Annotated in this window: 22 protein-coding genes; 4 read left to right on the forward strand and 18 right to left on the reverse strand. The window is 71.2% G+C overall.

Annotation, left to right across the window (positions count from 1 at the left end; all coding sequences use genetic code 11):
* Positions 1–25 precede the first annotated feature (25 nt).
* Entirely contained in the window at positions 26–361 is a 336-nt protein-coding gene (locus ACIP79_RS10260) for a DUF192 domain-containing protein (RefSeq protein ID WP_401221746.1), read from the forward strand.
* 379 nt (positions 362–740) lie between these two features.
* A complete protein-coding gene (locus tag ACIP79_RS10265; protein WP_401221748.1) occupies positions 741–1892 on the forward strand; it encodes a winged helix DNA-binding domain-containing protein in 1152 nt (383 codons plus the stop codon).
* 16 nt (positions 1893–1908) lie between these two features.
* Here ACIP79_RS10265 and ACIP79_RS10270 read toward each other — a convergent pair whose 3' ends face one another.
* Positions 1909–2688, reverse strand: coding sequence for a class I SAM-dependent methyltransferase (locus ACIP79_RS10270; RefSeq protein WP_401221750.1), 780 nt, complete (start codon positions 2686–2688; stop codon positions 1909–1911).
* A gap of 89 nt (positions 2689–2777) precedes the next feature.
* Here ACIP79_RS10270 and ACIP79_RS10275 point away from each other — a divergent pair, with 89 nt between their 5' ends.
* Complete coding sequence (locus ACIP79_RS10275) at positions 2778–3290, forward strand: DinB family protein (protein ID WP_401221752.1); 513 nt, start codon at positions 2778–2780, stop codon at positions 3288–3290.
* On the opposite strand, the gene ACIP79_RS10280 is transcribed toward ACIP79_RS10275, so the two are convergent.
* From ACIP79_RS10280 to ACIP79_RS10350, 15 genes are all read right to left on the reverse strand, one after another.
* Complete coding sequence (locus ACIP79_RS10280) at positions 3275–3811, reverse strand: GNAT family N-acetyltransferase (RefSeq protein ID WP_401221754.1); 537 nt, start codon at positions 3809–3811, stop codon at positions 3275–3277. The genes ACIP79_RS10275 and ACIP79_RS10280 overlap by 16 nt on opposite strands.
* Before the next feature lie 57 nt (positions 3812–3868).
* Entirely contained in the window at positions 3869–4741 is an 873-nt protein-coding gene (locus tag ACIP79_RS10285; RefSeq protein WP_401221755.1) for an LLM class flavin-dependent oxidoreductase, read from the reverse strand.
* 73 nt (positions 4742–4814) lie between these two features.
* Positions 4815–5456, reverse strand: coding sequence for an OmpA family protein (locus ACIP79_RS10290; protein WP_383680810.1), 642 nt, complete (start codon positions 5454–5456; stop codon positions 4815–4817).
* Positions 5457–5458: 2 nt separating this feature from the next.
* Positions 5459–6058, reverse strand: a complete 600-nt coding sequence (locus ACIP79_RS10295; RefSeq protein WP_401221757.1) for a hypothetical protein — start codon at positions 6056–6058, stop codon at positions 5459–5461.
* Positions 6059–6073: 15 nt separating this feature from the next.
* Positions 6074–6682: a pilus assembly protein TadG-related protein gene (locus tag ACIP79_RS10300; RefSeq protein ID WP_401222110.1), complete on the reverse strand. Its 609-nt coding sequence runs from the start codon at positions 6680–6682 to the stop codon at positions 6074–6076.
* On the reverse strand, positions 6679–6879 hold the full coding sequence (locus tag ACIP79_RS10305) for a hypothetical protein (protein ID WP_401222112.1): 201 nt from the start codon (positions 6877–6879) through the stop codon (positions 6679–6681). Before ACIP79_RS10305 ends, ACIP79_RS10300 begins: the two co-directional genes overlap by 4 nt.
* A 117-nt stretch (positions 6880–6996) precedes the next feature.
* Positions 6997–7731 carry a response regulator gene (locus tag ACIP79_RS10310; protein WP_401221759.1) on the reverse strand — a complete coding sequence of 245 codons (735 nt, stop codon included), beginning with the start codon at positions 7729–7731 and terminating at the stop codon, positions 6997–6999.
* Entirely contained in the window at positions 7724–9436 is a 1713-nt protein-coding gene (locus ACIP79_RS10315) for a sensor histidine kinase (RefSeq protein WP_401221761.1), read from the reverse strand. The genes ACIP79_RS10310 and ACIP79_RS10315 overlap by 8 nt, the downstream gene beginning before the upstream one ends.
* A complete protein-coding gene (locus tag ACIP79_RS10320) occupies positions 9433–10329 on the reverse strand; it encodes a DUF5936 domain-containing protein (RefSeq protein ID WP_401221763.1) in 897 nt (298 codons plus the stop codon). Before ACIP79_RS10320 ends, ACIP79_RS10315 begins: the two co-directional genes overlap by 4 nt.
* Positions 10330–10336: 7 nt before the next feature.
* Positions 10337–11278 carry a type II secretion system F family protein gene (locus ACIP79_RS10325; RefSeq protein ID WP_383680819.1) on the reverse strand — a complete coding sequence of 314 codons (942 nt, stop codon included), beginning with the start codon at positions 11276–11278 and terminating at the stop codon, positions 10337–10339.
* 31 nt (positions 11279–11309) lie between these two features.
* Entirely contained in the window at positions 11310–12653 is a 1344-nt protein-coding gene (locus ACIP79_RS10330) for a CpaF family protein (RefSeq protein ID WP_401221766.1), read from the reverse strand.
* A gap of 26 nt (positions 12654–12679) precedes the next feature.
* Positions 12680–13102 (reverse strand): TadE/TadG family type IV pilus assembly protein, encoded by a 423-nt coding sequence (locus ACIP79_RS10335; protein ID WP_401221767.1) that lies wholly within the window; start codon positions 13100–13102, stop codon positions 12680–12682.
* On the reverse strand, positions 13099–14715 hold the full coding sequence (locus tag ACIP79_RS10340) for a CpaE family protein (RefSeq protein ID WP_401221769.1): 1617 nt from the start codon (positions 14713–14715) through the stop codon (positions 13099–13101). The genes ACIP79_RS10335 and ACIP79_RS10340 overlap by 4 nt, the downstream gene beginning before the upstream one ends.
* A 255-nt stretch (positions 14716–14970) precedes the next feature.
* Entirely contained in the window at positions 14971–15684 is a 714-nt protein-coding gene (gene cpaB / locus ACIP79_RS10345) for a Flp pilus assembly protein CpaB (protein WP_401221771.1), read from the reverse strand.
* 73 nt (positions 15685–15757) lie between these two features.
* On the reverse strand, positions 15758–16720 hold the full coding sequence (locus ACIP79_RS10350) for a hypothetical protein (protein WP_383680827.1): 963 nt from the start codon (positions 16718–16720) through the stop codon (positions 15758–15760).
* 431 nt (positions 16721–17151) lie between these two features.
* Here ACIP79_RS10350 and ACIP79_RS10355 point away from each other — a divergent pair, with 431 nt between their 5' ends.
* Positions 17152–18846: a chitinase gene (locus ACIP79_RS10355; protein WP_387187541.1), complete on the forward strand. Its 1695-nt coding sequence runs from the start codon at positions 17152–17154 to the stop codon at positions 18844–18846.
* A gap of 60 nt (positions 18847–18906) precedes the next feature.
* Here the strand turns inward: ACIP79_RS10355 and ACIP79_RS10360 are convergent, their stop codons facing one another.
* Positions 18907–19377 (reverse strand): hypothetical protein, encoded by a 471-nt coding sequence (locus tag ACIP79_RS10360; protein WP_401221774.1) that lies wholly within the window; start codon positions 19375–19377, stop codon positions 18907–18909.
* A 4-nt stretch (positions 19378–19381) separates the two neighbouring features.
* A complete protein-coding gene (locus ACIP79_RS10365) occupies positions 19382–19981 on the reverse strand; it encodes a hypothetical protein (RefSeq protein WP_401221776.1) in 600 nt (199 codons plus the stop codon).
* Positions 19982–20192 lie beyond the last annotated feature (211 nt).

The following is a 20192-nucleotide window of genomic DNA, read 5'->3' on the forward strand; positions in this document are numbered from 1 at the left end:
TGACGCCACCGCTAACTTCGCAGCCATGGCCACGTTCACCACCCCCGGGACCTCCGAGCCGGTGCCGCTGGAGCTCGCCGGGTCGGCGCGGGCCCGGCGGCGCGGGCTGCTCGGACGGGACGGGATCGAGGGGGCGCTGCTGCTCAGCCCCGCGAGTTCGGTGCACACGATCGGGATGCGGTTCGCGATCGACGTCGCTCACCTGGACCGCGATTTCCGGGTCCTGGCGGTACGGACGATGCGCCCGGGGCGGGTGGGGCTGCCGCGACCGCGGGCCAGGCACGTCCTGGAGGCGGCGGCCGGCGCGATGGAGGGGTGGGGCGTACGGCGCGGAGTGCGGGTCACGGTCCGGTCCCCCTGACACGTCCACCCGTCGGTGACCTCACGTCAGGCCGCCGGGAGCACGGGAGCAGGCACCGCGCAGTCCCCTCCACCGCGCGGTGCCTCACGCGCGGCTTTGCTCACGCGAATTTCCTTGGACTGAACTTACGTGAGGCATACAGGCGAGACGAGCCCGTCCCGATAACGATGTGGAAAACCTGTGAGTCGTCCGCCACACCCCGCGTACGCCCACACCCCGCGCCACACCCGCCGCCCACGACCGCCGCTCGTCCGCCATGTGGACGGACATCTCGCGCAGACCATGCTGCATCGGCAGGTTTTCGGTCAATCAGATCGGCGGTCGGTTTTCACGCCTCCAGCGGACAGAATCCGACCTCTTCCGGATCTAGCGTCGCCCCATGACTCTGAGGATCACCTGGGCCGAGGCGAGCGCCCGACGACTGGAACGGCAGTCCCTGACCGTGCCCGCGGTGGCCGGCACTCCCGTCGCCGAGGTGGTCGGCGCGATGCTCGGCGCCCACGCGCAGGTGCTGTCGGCGGCCGAGGTGTCGGTGGGCGTGCGCGTGGACGGGGTGACACGGGCGGACGTACGGGCCGCGCTGTGGGAGCACCGGACGCTGGTGAAGACGTACGGCCCGCGCGGGACCCTGCATCTGCTGCCCGCCGCCGAACTCCCCTTCTGGTCATCGGCGTTGGGGACGATTCCGACCGGCCCGAGCCCGTTCGCGACGGACGTGCGGCTCAGCGCGGCGCGGGCGGACGAGGTGATCGCGGCGATCGGGGACGCGCTGGACGGGGCGTTCCTGACCATCGACGAGTTGGGCGACGCGGTCGTGGCCCGCACCGGGCCGTGGGCCGGGGAGCTGGTGATGCCGGCGTTCCAGACCATGTGGCCGCGCTGGCGCCAGGTGATGCACCGCGCCGGGCAGCGGGGCGCGCTGTCCTTCGGGCCGAACCGGGGTCGCAAGGTGACGTACACGCGCCCGCCGCGCTTCGAACCGCTCACGGCGGACGCGGCACTCGCCATGCTCGTACGGCGGTATCTGCGCGCGTACGGACCGGCGACGGCGGCGCACTTCGCCAAGTGGCTCGCCGCGCCGCGGGGTTGGGCCGGGGAGCTGTTCGCCTCGGCCGCCGCGGCCGGTGAGATCGAGGAGGCCGAGTTCGCGGGAGGACCGGCCTGGGTGGTGGCGGGCGACACGGACTTCCCGTCCGGGCCCGTGCGCGGGGTGCGGCTGCTCCCGTACTTCGACGCGTACGCCATCGCCGCCCAGCCGCGCGAGACGCTCTTCCCCGGCGCGGCGTACCAGCGCGCCCTCGCGGGCGGTCAGGCCGGCAACTTCCCGGTGCTCCTGGTCGACGGCGTGGTCGCGGGCGTCTGGCACCAGCGGCGTCGGGGGCGGCGTACGACGGTCACCGTGGAGCCGCTGCGGCGGCTGACGGCCGCGCGGGAGCGGGAGTTGGCCGCGCGGGTTCGCCGGGTGGGCGAAGTGCTCCAGGCGGAGGCGGAGTTGGTGATCGGGAAGGTGACGGCGGGGGCGCATGCGTGAGGGCGGTGCGCGCCCCCTAGTTGGGCCGGGGTGGCTTGTGGGCCTCGATCAGGTAGCGGGCGCTGTGGGCGGTGAACGGGCCCTCGGTCTCGATGCGGTCGTGCAGGGTGCGGAGCCGGGGGCGGTAGGCGTCGACGGTGAAGCCGGGGACCATCCAGATCACCTTGCGCAGGAAGTGGACGACGGCGCCGATGTCGTGGAACTCGACCCGCAGTCGCTCCGAGCGCAGGTCCACGACGTCGAGCCCGGCGGCCTCGGCGGCGGCGACGGCACGGTCGGGGTTGCGGCCGTTCTTGACCTCGTCCGGTTGCGGGCCGAGGAAGTACTCCACCAGCTCGAAGACGCTCGCCGGGCCTACCTGTTGGGAGAAGTAGACGCCGCCCGGACGCAGGACACGCGCGATCTCGTCCCAGTACGTGTGGACGGGATGCCTGCTGACGACCAGGTCGAAGGCCTCCGCCGCGAACGGCAGCGGGGCGTCCTCCGGGCAGGCGACGACCACGGCGCCGCGCGGGTGCAGCAGGGCGGTGGCCCTGGCGACGTTCGGCGACCAGCCCTCGGTGGCGACGGTGAGCGGTGGCAGCGCCGGGGCGGCGGCGAGGACCTCACCGCCGCCGGTCTGGAGGTCGAGGGCGGCGGACGCCCGCGCGAGCCGCTCCCCCATGGCGCGCGCGTACCCCCAGGAGGGCCGCTCCTCGGTGGCCCGGCCCTCGAACCAGGAGAAGTCCCAGCCGTCGACGGGCGCGGCCTCGGCCTCGTCGACGAGGGTTTCGAAGGTGCGGTGGGCGGTGGTCACGTACGGATTCTCTCCCGGGTGTGGGAGAGGCGCGAGGGAGTTTCGCCGTGCCGACAGACCCGGCGGTGGCCGCTGTTACGTTCCCGGGCATGACGACGAAACCAGCAGCCGTCCACGTGCCGTACACCGGTGGCGAGAAGGAGAGCCTGCACGCGTGCCTCGACCGGCACCGGAACGCCGTGCTGTGGAAGCTGGAGGGGCTCGACGACGAGCGGCTGCGGCGGCCGATGACCCCGTCCGGGACCAGTCTGCTGGGTCTGGTGAAGCATCTGGGGTCCGTCGAGTACGGCTGGCTCCGCACGGCCTTCGGGCACGAGACCGAGCCGCTCTGGTTCGACCCGTTCGCCGGTGAGGACATGAGCGCGGACCAGGGCGAGACGACGGCACAGATCGTCGACTTCTACGGCCGCGCCCGCGCCGCCGCCGACCGGACGATCACCGAGGGGTCGCTCGACGATCTGGGCACATCCTGGAACGGCGCGACGGTGTCGCTGCGCTGGGTCCTCATCCGGATGGTCGAGGAGACTGCCCGGCACGCGGGACACATGGACATCCTGCGGGAGCTGATCGACGGGACGGCCGGGGATCACCGGCCGGGCTGAGCGTCCTCCCCGTGCAGGACGAGCAGCGGGAAGTCCTCCTCACCGGGGCGGACCGTCCCGCTGGGGCGGAAACCGTGTCTCTCCAGCAGGCGGACCGAGGCGGTGTTGCCGACGAAGGGATCGGCGTACAGCGGACGGGTCTCCTCCAGCCGGAGGAAGAGGCCCAGGGACCGGGTGCCGACGCCCCGGCCCCAGTACTGACGGCCGAACCAGTAGCCGATGAAGCGCTGTCGGTCCTTCTCCTCGGCCTGGTCCGCCTGACCCACCCGGTCCGCGTGGTCCGCCCACCAGGCGACGATGCTTCCCGCGGTCTCGCCGTCGACGGTGACCGCCTGGACCAGCGCGGTGCGGTCGCCGAGGACCTTCGTGGCCCAGTGGGTCATGAAGGTCTCCCGGTCCCGGGCGGGGAATCTCGCCCTGCGCACCGCCTCCGGGTCGAGCTGCTGCTCGTAGAAAACTTCCAGGTCGGTGTCCCGTACGTCCCTGATCCGTACGTCCCTGATCCGCACGTCTTCGCTCATGCCCGGCAGTCTGGCACCGGGCACTGACAATCGGGCCGGCTGTCAGGGGACCGGCCGTCAGGGGACCAGCGGTCGCACCTCGTCGGCCACGAAGCGTACGAACCCCTCGGGATCGGGTTCGTCGGCGGTCGGCTGGAGGATGACGGTGTCGGCCCCGGCGTCCGCGAGGCGCTGGACGGCCTTGGCGACCACGTCCGCGTCACCGGCGACTCCGTGCTCGGGCAGCGCGGCCTCTCCCCCGGCCTCGATCTCGGCGCGCAGCCGGGCGTCCGCGTCGGCACCGGTGGCCGCGTGCAGGTAGACGACCACGCGGTGGGCATCGGTCCGCCCGGCGCGCGCCCGCCCCTCGTCGATGAGCAGGCGCGCCCGCCGTACCCCTTCCGGTGCGGTGGCGGCGGTGAGGATGGTGCCGTCCGCCGCCTCGCCGGAGAGCCGGAGCGTACGGGGCCCTGTGGCGCCGGTGAGAACCTCCGGCACCTCGGTGGGCGGCCAGTCGAGGGCGACACCGTCGAGCTTCACGTACCGCCCGTCCGTGCTGACCCGCTCCCCGCGCAACAGCGCGCGCAACGCGTCGAGGTACTCGTGCAGCAGGGTCACGGGGGATTCGGCCCGCGCCCCGACCTGTCCCATCCAGTCCTGTACGCCGTGGCCGACGCCAAGGATCGCGCGGCCCGGGAACAGCCGGTGCAGGGTGGCGGTCTCCATCGCTGTGACGGCGACGTTGCGCAGAGGGACGGGGAGCAGGCCGACGCCGACGCGCAGCCGGTCGGTCCAGGCGAGCGCGGCCGCCGCCGTCGAGATGCCCCCTTCGAGGAAGCAGTCCTCCCACAGCCAGAGTTCCTCAAGGCCCGCCTCCTCCGCCGCGCGCGCCACGGCACGCAGGCGTTCGGGGGGCAGTTGAGGACGGAACACCGCGCCGAGTCCAGTCATAGGGCCTTCTTACCTGCGGTTGTCCCGGGGGGCAACCGCTTTGCCCGTCAGGCCGTCGTGGTCGCCGTGCCGGTCAGCCCTGTTCGCCGGCCGATCCGCGCGGGAACGTCACCTCGACGCGCCGGTTCTTGCGGCGGCCCTGCTCCGAGGTGTTGTCCGCGATCGGGTAGTCCTCGCTGTAGCCGCGGACCTCGAAGGTCACGTCCGTCGAGCCGAGGAACGAGGCCAGTTGGTCGTGGACCATCTCCGCGCGGTTCTTGGAGAGGGTGAGGCCGTGGCCGTACGAGCCGAGGTTGTCGGTGAAGCCGAAGACCCGGACGGTCGTCGCGTTCTGGGCCTCGATCTCGTCCGCGATCGCCTGGATACGGGAACGGGCCTCGGGGTTCAGTTTCGAGCTGTCCTTGGGGAACAGGACCTCCGCCTGCAACGCGAAGCTCACGTCCGAGTTGGTGTCCTCCCGGCGCTCCTCACCGCCGAGATCCTCCACGACCGACTTGATGTCCAGCACCTTGGCCGGAGCCAGCGTCCCGCCGTCCGCGAGCTTCAACCCCGGGCTGTTGGGGTCGACTTCGGGAGGCGGCGAGGTGGTCACACTGCCCGGCGGAGCACTCGGGTCCCCTTCGTCGGCATCCGCCGGGGTCCCGGTGAGACTCAGCGTGGCCAGTACGACCAGGGCGGTGAACGTCGTCGCTGCGGTGCGGGGTGGGAGGGCCATGGTTACTCGCCCTCGGTGAGTTGGACGGAGGCGGGGGGCATTCCGCCGACCTGGAAGTCGACCTCGGTGGTGTCCGAGGGAGGCGCCGGGAACTGGGCGAACCACTGCGTGGTCGCGCCCTGTTGAACGCCGCCGGTGAACTGGGTGCACAGGCAGCGGCCGGAGGTGTCCCGGAGGATGAGGTACTTCTTCTTGCCCTTCTGGTCGATCAGGACAGCGCCGGCGATCGAGGCGCCGTTCTTGGACAACTCGCGTTCGTCACCGCGCCAGTTCCCCGCGATCCAGATGCCGTCCGTGTTGTTCGTGACCGTCCCCTCGATGGTCACGAAGCCTCCCTCGTCCCGCACGGCGGAAGTGACGGCGAGGGTCAGGCCGTTCTCCCCCTTGACCTCGGCGAGTACCGTGTCCGCCGTTTCCGTCGACTCGTCTCCGCCGTCCTCGGTGCTCTTGCTGGGCGCCGAGGAGGATTGGGAGGACGAGGCGCCCTTGTCGGACTGGCCGTCGTCGCTCCCACCGCAACCGGCCACCGTGAGGAGCAGCCCAGTCGCGATCGCCACCGCGCTCAGCGCCCTGCGGCCCTTCATGGTGTGCCGAAAGTCCATCGGTACGGCTTCCTCTCACTCGGCCAGATGCACAGAGAACAGCACGGACGCGTCCGGGAGGTCGATCGGATCGAAATCTCCGGGATCGATGTCCACGATCTCGCCGTCACAATCCAGTTCGACAGGATTCTCGGGATCCGCATCCAGATCGAAATCGCACCGCGGTTTGATGACGGCGACGGCATGGGCGCCGGCCTGCATACCCTCCGTGCCGGGGATGATCGAATCACCGACCGCGTAGTTGGTCTGGATGGCAGCCCGGAACCCGGGAAAGCCGTTCACCGTGACGAACTGCACGTCCTGGACGGTCGAGTCGTTCTCCGCGGCCAATGCCTGAGCCGCCGCCGCGGCTCCCGTACCCACGGGGTCCAGGTCGCCGTCAAGCCAGTCCAGCCAGTCGTCCTCCTGGCCTATGGCGGCACCCAGCTCGTCCACGATCTCGTCCCGCGCCTCCTGCGCCGCCGCCAACGCCGCAGCGTCCGCCGCGGACTGAGCTCCATTGCGGGCGGACGCTGCTTGGGCGAACACGAAGAAGGCCAGCGCGGCAAAGAGCAGGATCGCCGTCAGCCAGATGTAGATGGGAAGAGTCTGACCCCGGTCGTCAGGCGGTCGTACGGCACTCAGCCGCCGATGACGTCGTTGACCGCGTTGAGGATCGCGGTGGAGATCAGGTTGTCCAGCCCGAGGCTGTCGACCAACGTGAAGATCCCCGCGATGATAATCAGAAGGCCCGCGTACTCCACGAACCCCGCCCCGGCGTCTCGCCGCTCGCCCCACATCCGGGAGACAACGGTCCGCTTCCACCTGTCGAACCTGCTCATCGTCACTGCCCTCCCGGACCACGTCACAACTGTCAACCCGAGCACCGTACGTGAGAACACGCCTACTGCGAGTGGGCCCGGGGGCCCAACTTCCGTGCAGTGGGGACCGTCTTGGGGTCATCCGGTCCACCCCTCCCGCGCCGTGCCCAGCCAGTGGGCGATCGCTTCGCTGCGCGAAGTGCTGTGCAGCTTTGCGAAGATGCGGTTGATGTGGTTCTTGACGGTCTTCTCGCTGATGAAGCAGGTGGCGGCGATCTGGCGGTTGCTCATGCCGGTAGCGATGAGGTCCATCACCTCCACCTCCCTTGAGCTGAGGCCGAATTCGGGTTGGTCGGGGATGCGACGGCGGATCCCCGTCGCGAGCGTGGGTCGAGCCTTTGACGACTGTCCCACAAAAGGTTGCAGGTGCGAAGAGTTTTTGTTCGGTTCGTACGAAACACCGAGTGATTTCGTGAAAGTGGGCGTGCCGTGCCTCAAGTTCCGCACGGCTGTGACCAGTTCGACGACAGTGAACTCGCCGTGGACCAGATACCCCGTCGCGCCCCGGCGCATCGCCTCCGCCACGACCTCGGGTTCGCGGCTGTACGTCAGCATCATCACGGGGGCGATCCGGGCGAGGCCGGGCAGAGCGGTCAGGCCGTCGGTGCCGGGCATGCGGACGTCGAGGAGTACGAGGTCCGGGGCGAGCCGGGCGGCGAGGGCGAGGGCCTCGTCACCGTCCGCGGCCGCCGCCACGACCTCGATGTCCGGGTGGCCGCCGAGCAGCGCGGTGAGGCCGGCCCGGACGACCGGGTTGTCGTCGGCCACGAGTACGCGCAGGGGCGGCGGGCCGGGGAGTGCCTGGTCAGGCATGTGCGGCCTCCTGTCTGGGGGGTGAGGGGGCGCGGGGCGTGACGGGGGCGGCGACGGGGAGGGTCACGGCTACCTCCGCGCCTCCCTGCGGGGACGGGCCCAGGTGGATGCGGGCGTTCAGGGTGGCGGCCCGTTCCGTCATGCCCAGCAGGCCGAAGTGGCCGGTTTTCGCCGCGTCCTGGAGCGTGGCGGCGGCGGGCAGGCCCCGTCCGTCGTCCTGGACGCGGATCGTGAGGTCGGTGTCGGAGGCTTCCAGTTCGATGGTGACGCGCTTCGCGTCCGCGTGGCGGTGGGTGTTCTCCAGCGCCTCGGAGACGATCGCCAGGACGTGGTGGGCCGTGGTGTCGGGGAGCGACGGGCAACGGCCGCCCTTGTGGTTCAGGGAGGTCCTGATCCGGGTGTGCGACTCGAAGTCCGCGATGCGTACGGCGAGTTCGGTGACGAGGTCCGTGTGGTGGCGCAGGTCCGACAGGAGTGCGCGTGACTCCGCCGCCGCTCTGCGTGCCGCGTCCGCCACCGTCGTCGCCTGGCCCTTGAGCGCCTTCAGCGCGTTCGCCTCGGAGACATCCGGGACTTTCCGGTCCTCCTGCCCGTGCGCCCTGTCCGAGGCCTCCACGGACTCGTTCGCGGACGCGTTCGCGGACGCGTTGGCCGAGGCGTCGGCCGAGGCCGCCAGGGCCTCCGCCGCCAGGGCCAGGCCGTGCAGGGTCTTCGCGACCGAGTCGTGCATCTCCCTTGCGAGGCGGGCCCGTTCGGACTCCACGGCCTCCGCGACGGCCAGCCGGGAGGTCGCCTCGGACAGTGCCTGGCTCGCCGTACCGAAGCGGAACATCAGGTTGCGCAGGGTGACGCCGATGATGCCGGCGCCGACGCAGAAGCCCGCGATGAGAAGGGTGTTGGCGCCTGCTCCCGGATGGTGCTCCCAGGCCCGGAACACCAGAAGCAGGACGATCAGTTGCAGGCCGGTGAAGACGCCCGAGCCGCGCCAGCCGTACAGGAGGCCGGCCAGGAGTGGGGTGCAGACCGTCGCGTAGGCGAGGGGGGAGGCCGGGGACGCGGTCAGGAGCAGGATCGCGCCGAAGCCGAGGTCGACGGCCATGAGGGTGGGGTGGGCCAGGAGGCGGGGGCCGAAGCGGTCCCAGTCGCGCAGCATGGCGTACGAGCCCATGACGCCGAGGACGGCGGCAGCCAGTACGGCGTAACGGGGCGGCCCGTCGGCCGTGTTGGCCATCGCCACGGGGGCGCCGATCGCGATGGCCACGAGGCGTACGGCGAAGGCCTGGCGGCAGAGGGCCTGGAGGGCGTTCAGCTGGAGGCGGACGCTGCCGGGGGGCGGCGCGTCGTCCGCGAGGTAACCGGCACCCGTGCCGGTGGGCCAGCCCGCGCCCGCCCACGCGTCCCGGTGCCGGATCTCTTCCCGCCCCGCACCTCTGGTCCCGGCGTCGGTCCCGGCGTCCCTACCCCCCGCGGCGTCAGGCCCGGCGCCGCTGAGCCCGGCGCCTTCGGCTGCTCCGACATCCTCGCGCCCGACGCGTTCGACTCCGACACCCTCGCGCCCGACACCCCCGAGCCCCGTGCCCCTGGGCTCGGCACCCCCGGGCCAGGCACCCCTGAGCCAGGCACCCCTGGGCCAGGCACCCCGGCGCCCCGCCCCCCGGCGCCCGGCGCCCCCCACCCGCAGCCGTGTCAGCCTCATGGTCATCATCGGCCCAGGATCGAGCCGAAGTCGGTGCCCGACCCGAGGAACATGCCTGCCGCGATCAGGATCATCGTGGCGGGGAGCATGAAGACGAGGGTGACCATCGTCGCCTTGGGGATGGTCTTCGCGGCGCGGCGGCGGGCGTTCTGGGCGTCGGTCCGCCGCATGTCGTTGGCGAGCTGGATGAGGGTGTCGGCGATCGGGGAGCCGAGTTCCTCGCCCTGTTGCAGGGCGGAGACGAACTGGGCGACCTGCTCGGAGGAGTTGCGCCTGCGCAGTTCGTCGAAGGCCTGGCGGCGGCTGACGCCGACGTCCATCTGGCGCAGGGTGATGCGCAGTTCGTCCGCCCAGGGACCCTCGTACTTCTCGGCGACGCGGTCCAGGGCCTGCCGGAAGCCGAGGCCCGCCGAGACGACGACCGCGAGGACGTCGAGGAAGTCGGGGAGGGTGCGGTCGATGACCTCCTTGCGCTCGCGGACGGCCTGCCAGATCAGCGCGTCGGCGGCCATCAGGCCGAAGGCCAGGGTCAGTACGGCGAAGAGGAGCTGGCCGTTGGAGAGGAAGACGAAGGCGAGGACGACGCCGAAGATGCCGTACACCGCCCGGCGGGCCGCGTAGCGGTTGAGGGTCAGGCCGCCGGGGTTGCCCGCCATGTCGATGCGGCGGCGTTTGGCGTCGACGCGGCGCGGGCCCATCAGGCGCAGCACCGAGGGGGCGAAGCGCATGCCGAGGCGGTCGACGGCCGAGTCCGCCTTGGAGACGCGGGTCGCGCCGACCTCCAGGGCGAGCACGAGGTCGGAGGGCAGTTTGGCGTCGGCCCGGATCATGCGGATGCCCAGCAGGACGCCCGCGATCGAGGCGGCCATGACGAGGGCGAGCAGCAGCGGCAGCAACGTCATCCCTCCCTCATACTTCGATCTTGCCGAGACGGCGGATGACGAAGAAGCCGACGGTGTAGAGGCTCAGGGACAGCAGCACCAGGCCCTGGCCGAGGGGGGATCCGGTGACGCGGGCCAGGGCACCCTCGTTCGAGGAGTTGATCAGCACGAGTGAGCCGATGCCCAGGAACGGGACGGTGAAGGCGGTGGCGTTGACCTCGGAGAGCATGGTGCGGACCTCGCGGCGGGTCTCCTTGCGGTCCTCCAGGGTCTGGGTGAGGTTGCGCAGCGAGCTGACGACCGACCCGCCCGCCTTGTTGGCCAGCACCAGGGTGGTGACCAGGACGATCAGCTCGCGCGACGGGAGGCGTTCGGAGAGTTCGGCGAGGGCGTCCTCGACCGTCCTGCCCATCGTCAACTGGTCCGCCACATGTGCGAGTTCCTCGCCCGCCGGGGCCTCCAGCTCCTCCGCCGCCATCGCCAGGGCGGTGCGCAGCGCCAGTCCCGCCGCCGTCGCGTTGGCCAGCAGGCGTGCCACGTCGGGGAGTTGGCTGATGAAGGCCTCGATCCTCTTCTGGCGCTGCCAGTTGAGGAAGACGGCCGCGCCCCAGACGCCCAGGAGGGCGGCGATCGGGCCGAAGAAGGGGGCCAGGGTCGCCGCCGCGATCAGCCAGAGCGCCACCACGACGGCCGTCACGTAGGTGAAGAACTCCCCTGCCGTCAGGTCGAGTCCGGTTGCCGAGAGCCGCAGATGGATCGAGCGGCCGACCCGGGTACGGCGCAGGCGCCGGTCGACACCCGCGAAGCGGCGTACGCGGCCCGCGGCGGTGCGCAGTGGGCCAGTGCTGGAGAGCCGCTCCACCAGTGCCTGGCGCTGGGCGCGTCCGGAGACGTACGCGTGGACGCCCGCGACGGCGAGTGTGCCGCACAGCACCGTCGCGCCGAGGGCGAGCGGGACGGAGTTGTTCATGGCTCACACCTCCTGAAGGTGATCACGGGCCTCATCCGATGGCCTGCCTGGTGTTCAGCACGTCGTAGCCCTCGGCCACGCCGAAGGCGGGCGGCAGCGACTCGCCCGCGACGTACAGCTTCTCCGCGACCGAGCGCGGGAGCGGGAGGTGCTCGAAGTAGCCGTGGACGACCCGGTCGGGGCCGACGGGACGGGGGACGAAACGGGTGGCGGGCGCGATGCGGAACTGTTCGCGGCCGTGCGAGACCAGCAGCGCGATCTCCGTGACCTTGCGGGAGCCGTCGGCGTGCCGGGAGAGCTGGACGACGACCTCGACGGCCGAGTTGATCTGGTCCTTCAGCGCCTCGAAGGGGATCTGCACCTCGGACATGGAGCCGAGGGTCTGGAGGCGCATCAACGCGTCCTCGGCGGAGTTGGAGTGGACCGTGGCGAGCGAGCCGTCGTGGCCCGTCGACATGGCCTGGAGCATGTCGAGCGTCTCGCCGCCGCGGACCTCACCGACGATGATGCGGTCGGGGCGCATGCGCAGGGAGTTGCGGACCAGGTCCCGGATGGTGACCTGCCCCTTGCCCTCGACGTTCGGAGGTCGGGACTCCAGGCGGATCACATGCTCCTGCTGGAGCTGGAGTTCCGCCGAGTCCTCGATGGTGATGATGCGTTCGTGCGACGGGATGAGCCCGGACAGCGCGTTCAGCAGGGTCGTCTTGCCGCTGCCGGTGCCGCCGCTGACGATGACGTTGAAACGGGCCCGCACGAAGGCCGCGAGGAGCATGAGCATCTGCTCGTCGAGCGACCCGAGGCCGATCAGCTCCGGCAGGGTGAACGCCCGGGGGAAGCGGCGGATCGTGAGGGTCGGGCCGGTGAGGGCGAGCGGCGGGATGATGACGTTGACGCGCTCGCCGGTGGGAAGGCGGGCATCGACCATCGGATTCGACTCGTCCACACGCCTGTTGACGGTCGAGACGATCCGCTCGATGGTCTGCATGAGCTGGTCGTTGGAGGCGAAGCGGAGCGGGAGCTGCTCCACGCGTCCCGCTCGCTCCACGAAGATCGAGTCGGGGCCGTTGACCATGATCTCGGTGATCGACGCGTCGGCGAGCAGCGGTTCCAGGACGCCGAGTCCGAGTGCCTCGTCGACGACCCGGCGGATCAGCTGCGAGCGTTCGGCGGAGGAGAGGACCGGGCCTTCGCGGCTGATGATGTGGCCCAGGACGCGTTCCAGCCGCGAGCGGCGTTCGGCCGCCGCGAGGCTCGACATCTCCGCGAGGTCGATCTCCTCAAGGAGTTTGGCCCGGTAGACGGCGACGAGGTGTCCGTCCTCACGGGCAGGCCCTCCCTCGTCGGGGGCGGCGGCGATACGGGAACGCAGGCTCATGGCTTCGGCTCCTCTCGTACGAGCGGTCAGTCGTCGGTGGGCATGGTCGCTTCGCGCGTCACGGACACGTCGTCGAAGAGGGGGATGACGGAGGGGACGGTGACGGAGACGCTGGCGGTGGTGAGGTCGGGGCCCTCGGCCGCCGAGACGACGGGGTTGAGCCACCCGCTCACGGCGGCCTGGCCGGCCCCGTTGCCGTCGCCGTCCTGCGAGGCGACCCGGGCGGCGGCTCGCGCCCCGGTGCCCGCCTGGTTGATGCCGTAGCCGATGAGTCCCAGTTGGATCGCGGCCATTCCCACCACCAGCAGGATGGGCAGGAACCCGACGAACTCCAGGATGGAGACGCCTCGGTCGTCGTGACGGAGCCGATGCCTGAGGCCCCGGGCGCTCGGGTCCGGGGCCCGCAGGCCACGGACCCGCAGGCCCCGCAATCGCACGGGAAGCCTCATCCGTCATCACCCTCCAACGCCGCACCCGCCTTCCCCCGCACGGTCCACCCGGCGTCGAACCCGGGGAAGAACAACGGCACTTGGACGCTCACGTCGGCCGTCATCAGCGAGCCACCCGGAGCGCAGCCGATCGTGGCGCCGCTCCAGGCGTTCGGCAGATGCTCGCTCCCGGCGGCCTGGCAGGCGCCGTTCCAGTCGCCGTCGGCGTACGCCGCGGTGGCCGCCCGTGCCGCCTCGTCCGCCGCGTTCCCGGCGAGGGAGTACGAGTAGCCGTACAGCACGCACTGCCAGAGGATGGTCATCACGACGAGCAACAGCGGGAACATACCGGCGAATTCGAGGGTGACCGCTCCTCGGTCGTTGCCCTTGCGGCGGAGCACCAGCGCGCCCCGGTCGGTCGGCTGGGCCTTGCGCCGCCTGCCACCGCCGCCGCCCTCCTGGCCGACGACGAGACCGAGTTCGCCGGCCAGCGCCCACAGCGCCTGCTTCACCGTCGAGCGGGCGTCGAGGTCCTGGAGGCGGCCCGCGTCGACGACGGACTGGAGTTCCTTGAAGGCGGCGGGTACGGCGGCGCGGGCGACCCTGGTGCCGGTGACGCGCTCGACGAGGGAGGGCTGGATCTCCGTACCGCGGCTGAAACGGTTGACGACGGTGGTCGTCTCCTCGGCCTTGCGGATCTGGAGGCGGTCCCACATGCGGATCATGCGTTTGGCGGCGCGGACGGCGATGACGTCGGGGGTGACCAGCAGCAGCGCGTGGTCGGCCATCTCGATGGCGGCGGCGGTCGCGGAGTTCATCTGCGAGCCGCAGTCGACGATCACCACGTCGTTGCGGGAGCGCAGGGTGCCCAGGACCTGGCGGGCCACCCGGTCGGTGACCTCCTCGCCGCGCTCGCCCTCGGAGGGGGCGAGGAGCAGGCCGAGTCCGGTGTCGTGGACATAGACGGCGTCCTGGAGCACCCGGGGGTTGATGTCGCTGATCCCGGCGAGGTCGGCGATCGACCTGCGGAACTGGACGTCGAGGTAGGAGGCCACGTCGCCGGACTGGAGGTCCAGGTCGACCAGGGCCACCTCGCGTCCCGACGCCCTTGCGGCCAGGGCGAGTTGTACGGCGGTGACGGTCGCGCCGACACCGCCCTTGGCGCCGGTCACCGTGACGACGGTGCCGCCAGGTCCGGCGTACAACTCCGGTGTGCCGCTGACCAGATGGCGGCGCATGCCGAGCGACCAGGCGGCGGCGGCCTGGACGCGTTCCGCCAGGGAGTCGTAGCCCAGCGGCAGGCCGACGATGCCGCGGGCGCCGGAGTCCATGGCGGCGGTGAGCACGCCGCTGCCGGTGTCGGAGGTGACGAGGACCACGCCGACCGCGGGGAAGCGCATCACGACGTCCCGGATCAGCTCCAACGCCGGTACGGGGCCTATCCGTTCGTGGACGAGGACGACCTCGGGCAGCTCGTCGAGGGACTCCGCGGCGAGACGCGCGAGGGTGTCGAGGAGGGCCGTCGAGTCGGGGACCGGCGGGGCCGGTTCGGCGTCGGCGAGCTGGCTCAGCAGGGTGGTGAGCGCGCGGGCGGAGTCTATGTCGCCGACGGCCGGCAGGATTCTGATGGTCATCGGACGCACCTACGACTCGTCGTCACGGCCTGGTCCGCGGTCGCCGACACCGACGCCGTCCTGACGGTCCCCGCCGTCGTCATCAGCGGTGCCGCCAACGCCGTCCCGGCGGCCCCCGGCACCACCAGCGGTGCTCCCCGCACCGTCCCGACGGTCGCCCACCCCGTCCGCGGGTTCGCCCGCGTCGCCTTCGCGGTCGTCGCACGCGACGCCTCGGATACCACGCCCGGCCTCCTGGTCGTCATGCCCGGCCTCCTACTTGTCCTCGTCGAGGGTGTACGTGCGGTCGCCGGGAGCGACGGTGATGTCCGAGCCGCCGGCCACCAGGGCCAGCCGGACGTGTTCGGCGAACGACTCGGCGAACGCGACGCGTTGGGCGTCCGCCGTGCTGAGCGCGAAGGTGATGGGCACGGCCTGGGTGGCCGTCCTGCTGCGGTCGGCGCTGGACTGGCCCGGGTCCAGGGCGGTGATCTTGCCGACGTCGATGACACGGGCGTTCGCCACGATGACCTTGGACTGGTCGACACCGTCGGCGTCGTCGGCCTCGAAGGTGGCGTAGATGTTGACCCGCGAACCGGGGTTGATCTTGCCCGCGACACCGGTCGACGCGTCGATCAGGATCGCGATCTCCTGCTGGCCCGTCTCCAGCGCCGGCCGGTCCACGATCATGTCGGTCTGGAGCAGCGAGCCCTTCTCCAGCTGGGTGACCGCGATCTTGCCGCGGATCTGGGAGAGGTCGGTGACGGCCGTGGACGACAGCCACCGCTCGGGCATCTCGACCTTCTCGAACTGGTCGGCCGACAGGTCCTTATAGGGCGCGATGTCATCCTTCAGGCGGTACGCCGCCACCTCCGGACCGACCTTGGAGTTCACGTCGCGGATCACCGAGAGCACTCCGGCGAAGGCGCCCATGGCGCACAGGGCCGAGAGGACCAGCAGGATGACGCCGCGGCGCTGGCGTGAGTTCATGATCCGGACAACCTCGATCGTGGGGTGGAGACGGCGGGGTCGAGCGGTCGTACCTGGCGTTGCTCGGCGGTGCTTACGTGGCGCCCGGGGGCAGGGCGCGCACAGGAGAGGCTGCCCGCGCGGCGGGGGCCGGAAGCTCGGATGAAGATGAAGGTGCCGACAGCGACGACCGGGTCACCGAGCGCGACGAGGACGCCGAGGACGACGCCGGGACCGGCTGGGACGACGAAGGCGGCGACAGTGGCGCCGCGCAGAACCCGCAGCGGTCACCGATGAGTTCGAGCCCGCACCAGTGGCACTGTTCCCGCCGGACGGACGACACGAGCTGGTAGAGCACGGACACGTCGTACAGCCCCGCGGCGAACTCGACGAGTTTGCCGGTCCCCCACCAGCGGGCCGACTCCTTGGGCAGCGGTACGTTCGAGACGCCCTGCACCCGCCAGGCGGGCGCGAGCGTCTCGGTGACCCAGTCGGAGGGCGCCTGACCCGCGGCGGTGAGCAGCCGGGTGCCGAACTCGGGCCCCACCAGCTCCTCCTGGCCGACGCGTACGAGCTGGGGCCGCGGATTGGCCAGTACGGCGAACTGGGCGCCCGGCACCCACGACTTGGCGTGGGACTTCAGGGAGACCGGGATCCGGTCGAGCTTGGCGACCGAGCCGAGCAGGGCGCCCGCGTAGATGTAGTGGGCGAGCAGCCGGGCGGCCGAGGCGAGCACGCCGGGGCTGAAGTCGCAGACCGAGAGCTGCCTCAACTGCTGGGCCAGCAGGGCGACTCCGAGCGGTGGCAGGTCGATGCCGAGCAGGGCGATGCGGTCGCTCTCCAGGACCGAGCGGACGGTGCGCAGCCGCTGGGTCACCTCGTCGGAGGCGGAGGCCGGGGAGAGCGAGATGACGTAGCCGTGCTGCTCGATGAGTGCGTGCATCCCGAGCAGGGAGCTTTCAAGGGTGTCGAGGGGCTGGACGACCGCGGGCGGTGTCTGCCGGTCGTGGGGTGGGAGCACCAGGTCGGGACTGGTGACGGCTATCGCGGTCGGCACGCTGCACACACCCCGTTCGCTGCGGCGGGCCGTTCACTGCGGCGGAGTGGTCAACCACCGCCCCAGATCGCCCCTTTTTCGCCATGAACCATCACATATGGCCAGAGATCGCCACTGTGACGCCTTCCTGCATCAGCACCATATCCACGGCATGCCCCGCTCAACACCGACTTCGCGAGATCAACTTACGGAAGGTGCGGGCTTGATCAACGGAGAGTCAACGGAGAGTGAAAGGCATATGCCGCAACTCGGCCCGTCGGTCGGGGTGTTGGGGGTGCCGGGGAGCCGCGACGGCCGCCAGAGGTCTTGACAACCCAATTGGTCTGGACCACCTTGTACCCCACGACGGTGGCCACCGTTCCGTATCCCCTCCCCGCACCACTCCCCATCCCTCCCCCTCACCGGAGGTCCCAGTGGACCGCGTATCAGGCATGCCCGGACGCAGACGCACCTGGGCGGGACTCCTCGCCGCCGCCGTCACCGCCTCTTTCCTCACCGTCGCCGGCCTCGCCACCGATGCCTCGGCCGCGGACATCAACAACGCGAAGAACGCCGGCTACGAATCGGGCCTGGCCAACTGGACGTGTTCCGCCGGCAGCGGTTCGACCGTCTCCTCGCCGGTGCACGGCGGCGCGGGCGCGCTGAAGGGCACGCCGGCCGGGCAGGACAACGCGAAGTGCACGCAGGCCGTCGCCGTCAAGCCCAACTCGACGTACACGCTGAGCGCCTGGGTGCAGGGCGGGTACTCCTATCTCGGCGTGACCGGCACGGGTACGACGGACGTGTCGACCTGGACGCCCGACTCGGCCTCCTGGAAGCAGCTGACGACCACCTTCACCACGGGGTCCTCGACGACCTCGGTGACGGTCTACACGCACGGCTGGTACGGACAGGCCGCCTACTACGCCGACGACCTCTCGGTGTTCGGCCCGGACGGCGGCGGGGGCACCGACCCGGCCCCGACGATCCCCGCGGCCCCGGCCGGTCTCGCCGTCTCCTCCACCTCGTCCTCCTCCGTCTCGCTGGCCTGGAACGCGGTGTCGAACGCGACCGGCTACAACGTCTACCGCGGCGCCACGAAGGTCCTCTCGGTGACCGGCGCCTCGGCGACCGTGTCCTCGCTGGCCGCCTCGACCTCGTACACCTTCCAGGTCACGGCGACGAACGCGGCCGGTGAGTCGGCGAAGTCGGCCACCGTCACCGGCACGACGACCGCGACCGGCGGCGGGGGCGGCGGCACGCTGCCCAAGCACGCGGTGACGGGCTACTGGCAGAACTTCAACAACGGCGCGACGGTCCAGCGGATCTCCGCCGTCCAGTCCCAGTACGACATCATCGCGGTCTCCTTCGCGGACGCCACGGGGACGCCGGGCGCGGTCACCTTCAACCTCGACTCGGCCGGCCTCGGCGGCTACACCGTCGACCAGTTCAAGGCGGACGTCGCCGCCAAGAGGGCCGCGGGCAAGAAGGTCATCATCTCCATCGGCGGCCAGAACGGCACGGTGGCGATCAACGACTCGACGTCCGCGACGAACTTTGCCAACTCCGTCTACTCGCTGATGACGACGTACGGCTTCGACGGCGTCGACATCGACCTGGAGAACGGTCTCAACGCGACCTACATGACACAGGCGTTGAGGTCCCTCTCGGCCAAGGCGGGCCCGTCGCTGATCATCACGATGGCGCCGCAGACGATCGACATGCAGTCCACGTCCAACGCCTACTTCCAGACGGCGCTGAACATCAAGGACATCCTCACCGTCGTCAACATGCAGTACTACAACAGCGGTTCGATGCTCGGCTGCGACGGCAAGGTGTACTCGCAGGGCTCGGTCGACTTCCTGACCGCCCTCGCCTGCATCCAGTTGGAGGGCGGCCTCGCGCCCTCGCAGGTCGGCCTCGGTGTCCCCGCCTCCACCAGCGGCGCGGGCAGCGGCTACGTCTCCCCCACCATCGTCAACAACGCCCTCGACTGCCTCACCAAGGGCACCGGCTGCGGGACCTTCAAGCCGTCCAGGACCTACCCGGACCTGCGCGGCGCGATGACCTGGTCGACGAACTGGGACGCCTCGGCGGGCAACGCGTGGTCCAACGCGGTGGGACCGCACGTGCACGCGCTCCCCTAGCGGTCCGGCGGACGTCCACAGGGCGTCCGCGGGTCCCGGCCGGCGAGGGCCGTACTCCCTCTACGGGGGTGCGGCCCTCGCCGTACGAGAGGTGCCGGGCCCGGCGGGCCGGGGAGCCGCCTCGGCCACCTGGCCGTTGCCGTCGGCGGGGCGGGGGAAGCGGTTGGTCGCGAAGACGTAGGCGGCGCCGGACTCCAGCGGCGGGCCGCCGTGTTCCACGGCCACCCGGACGGTGCCCGCGCGGTCGCCCTTGCGGCTCTCGGCGACCCGCACCCGGTAGAGGTCCCAGTCGACGTCGTCGATGATCCTGCGGCCGGCGGTTTCGAGGACCTCGGCGACGAAGACGTCGTCGGCCGTGGCGGCGACCTGCCCGGCGTCGGCGGGATCGTAGCCGGTGAGGGACTCCGCGAGGTCCGCCCGTCCGTCCGCGCCGGCCGGGTGCCGGCGGCCGTTCCAGTCGCCACCGGCCAGGGCGAGCGCCAGCGTCAGCGCGGCGACGGCCGAAAGCGCCGCGACACGGGTAATCCTCATGACCTCAGCCCCAGAGCAGGTGGTAGTTCCGGCGGTCCTGCGCGGTGGGCCTGCCGTCCTTGGGGAGCCGCCCGAAGTCCGCGTCCATCAACGTCGCGTACCGGTGGGCCGACTTGTGGCAGAAGCCGAGAGCGTGACCCAGCTCGTGCGCGGCCACCACCCGGCGGGACTTGACGTCGCCCCGCCTCCTACCGCCGTCCAGATAGGCCCGGTTGAGCTGGATGGTGTCGGCTCCCGGCTGCGACGTCCACTTGCCGTAGACGTTCTTCCAGCCCGGCCCGGTGCGGTTCACGTCGCGCCAGCGCAGCTCGACGGGCGCGCCCCGGCCGGCGGACCTGATGGCGACCTGGCCGAGGCCTCCCGCGGACCAGGCCCTGTTCGCGTGGGCGAGCGCGTCGTTGAACCTCGTCCCGTCCGCCCAGCGGATCTCCCCCCGACCGGTCTCCCCCTCGTGGACGGACGAGCGGTCCCGGGAGTCCCTGCCGCCCTCGGCGCACCCTGCCGGTGCCGCCGCGAGCCCGGCGTCCGCGCCCGCCGCGGGCGGGGACACGGCGAGGAGGACGGTGGCCGCCACGGCGGCGGCTAGTCCGAAGTCTGACCTCATGACGATCAACCCTAGGCACCGCCGGGCGCCTTCACCCCGCTCGCTACACCTGGGGGTGACCTCGAAAACGCGTCCCCACCGGCGTCCCCACCGCCGGTCCGCGGAGGCCACCGGAGGCCGCCGGTGGAGATCGCCGCCGTACGGGTGAAACATTTCCGGGGTCCCACCGCATCAGAGAGGTGAGGACGGTACGCGAGCCAGGGGGAGGGCG

This window comes from Streptomyces sp. NPDC088747 (genome assembly GCF_044751025.1).
Taxonomy (GTDB): Bacteria; Actinomycetota; Actinomycetes; order Streptomycetales; family Streptomycetaceae; genus Streptomyces.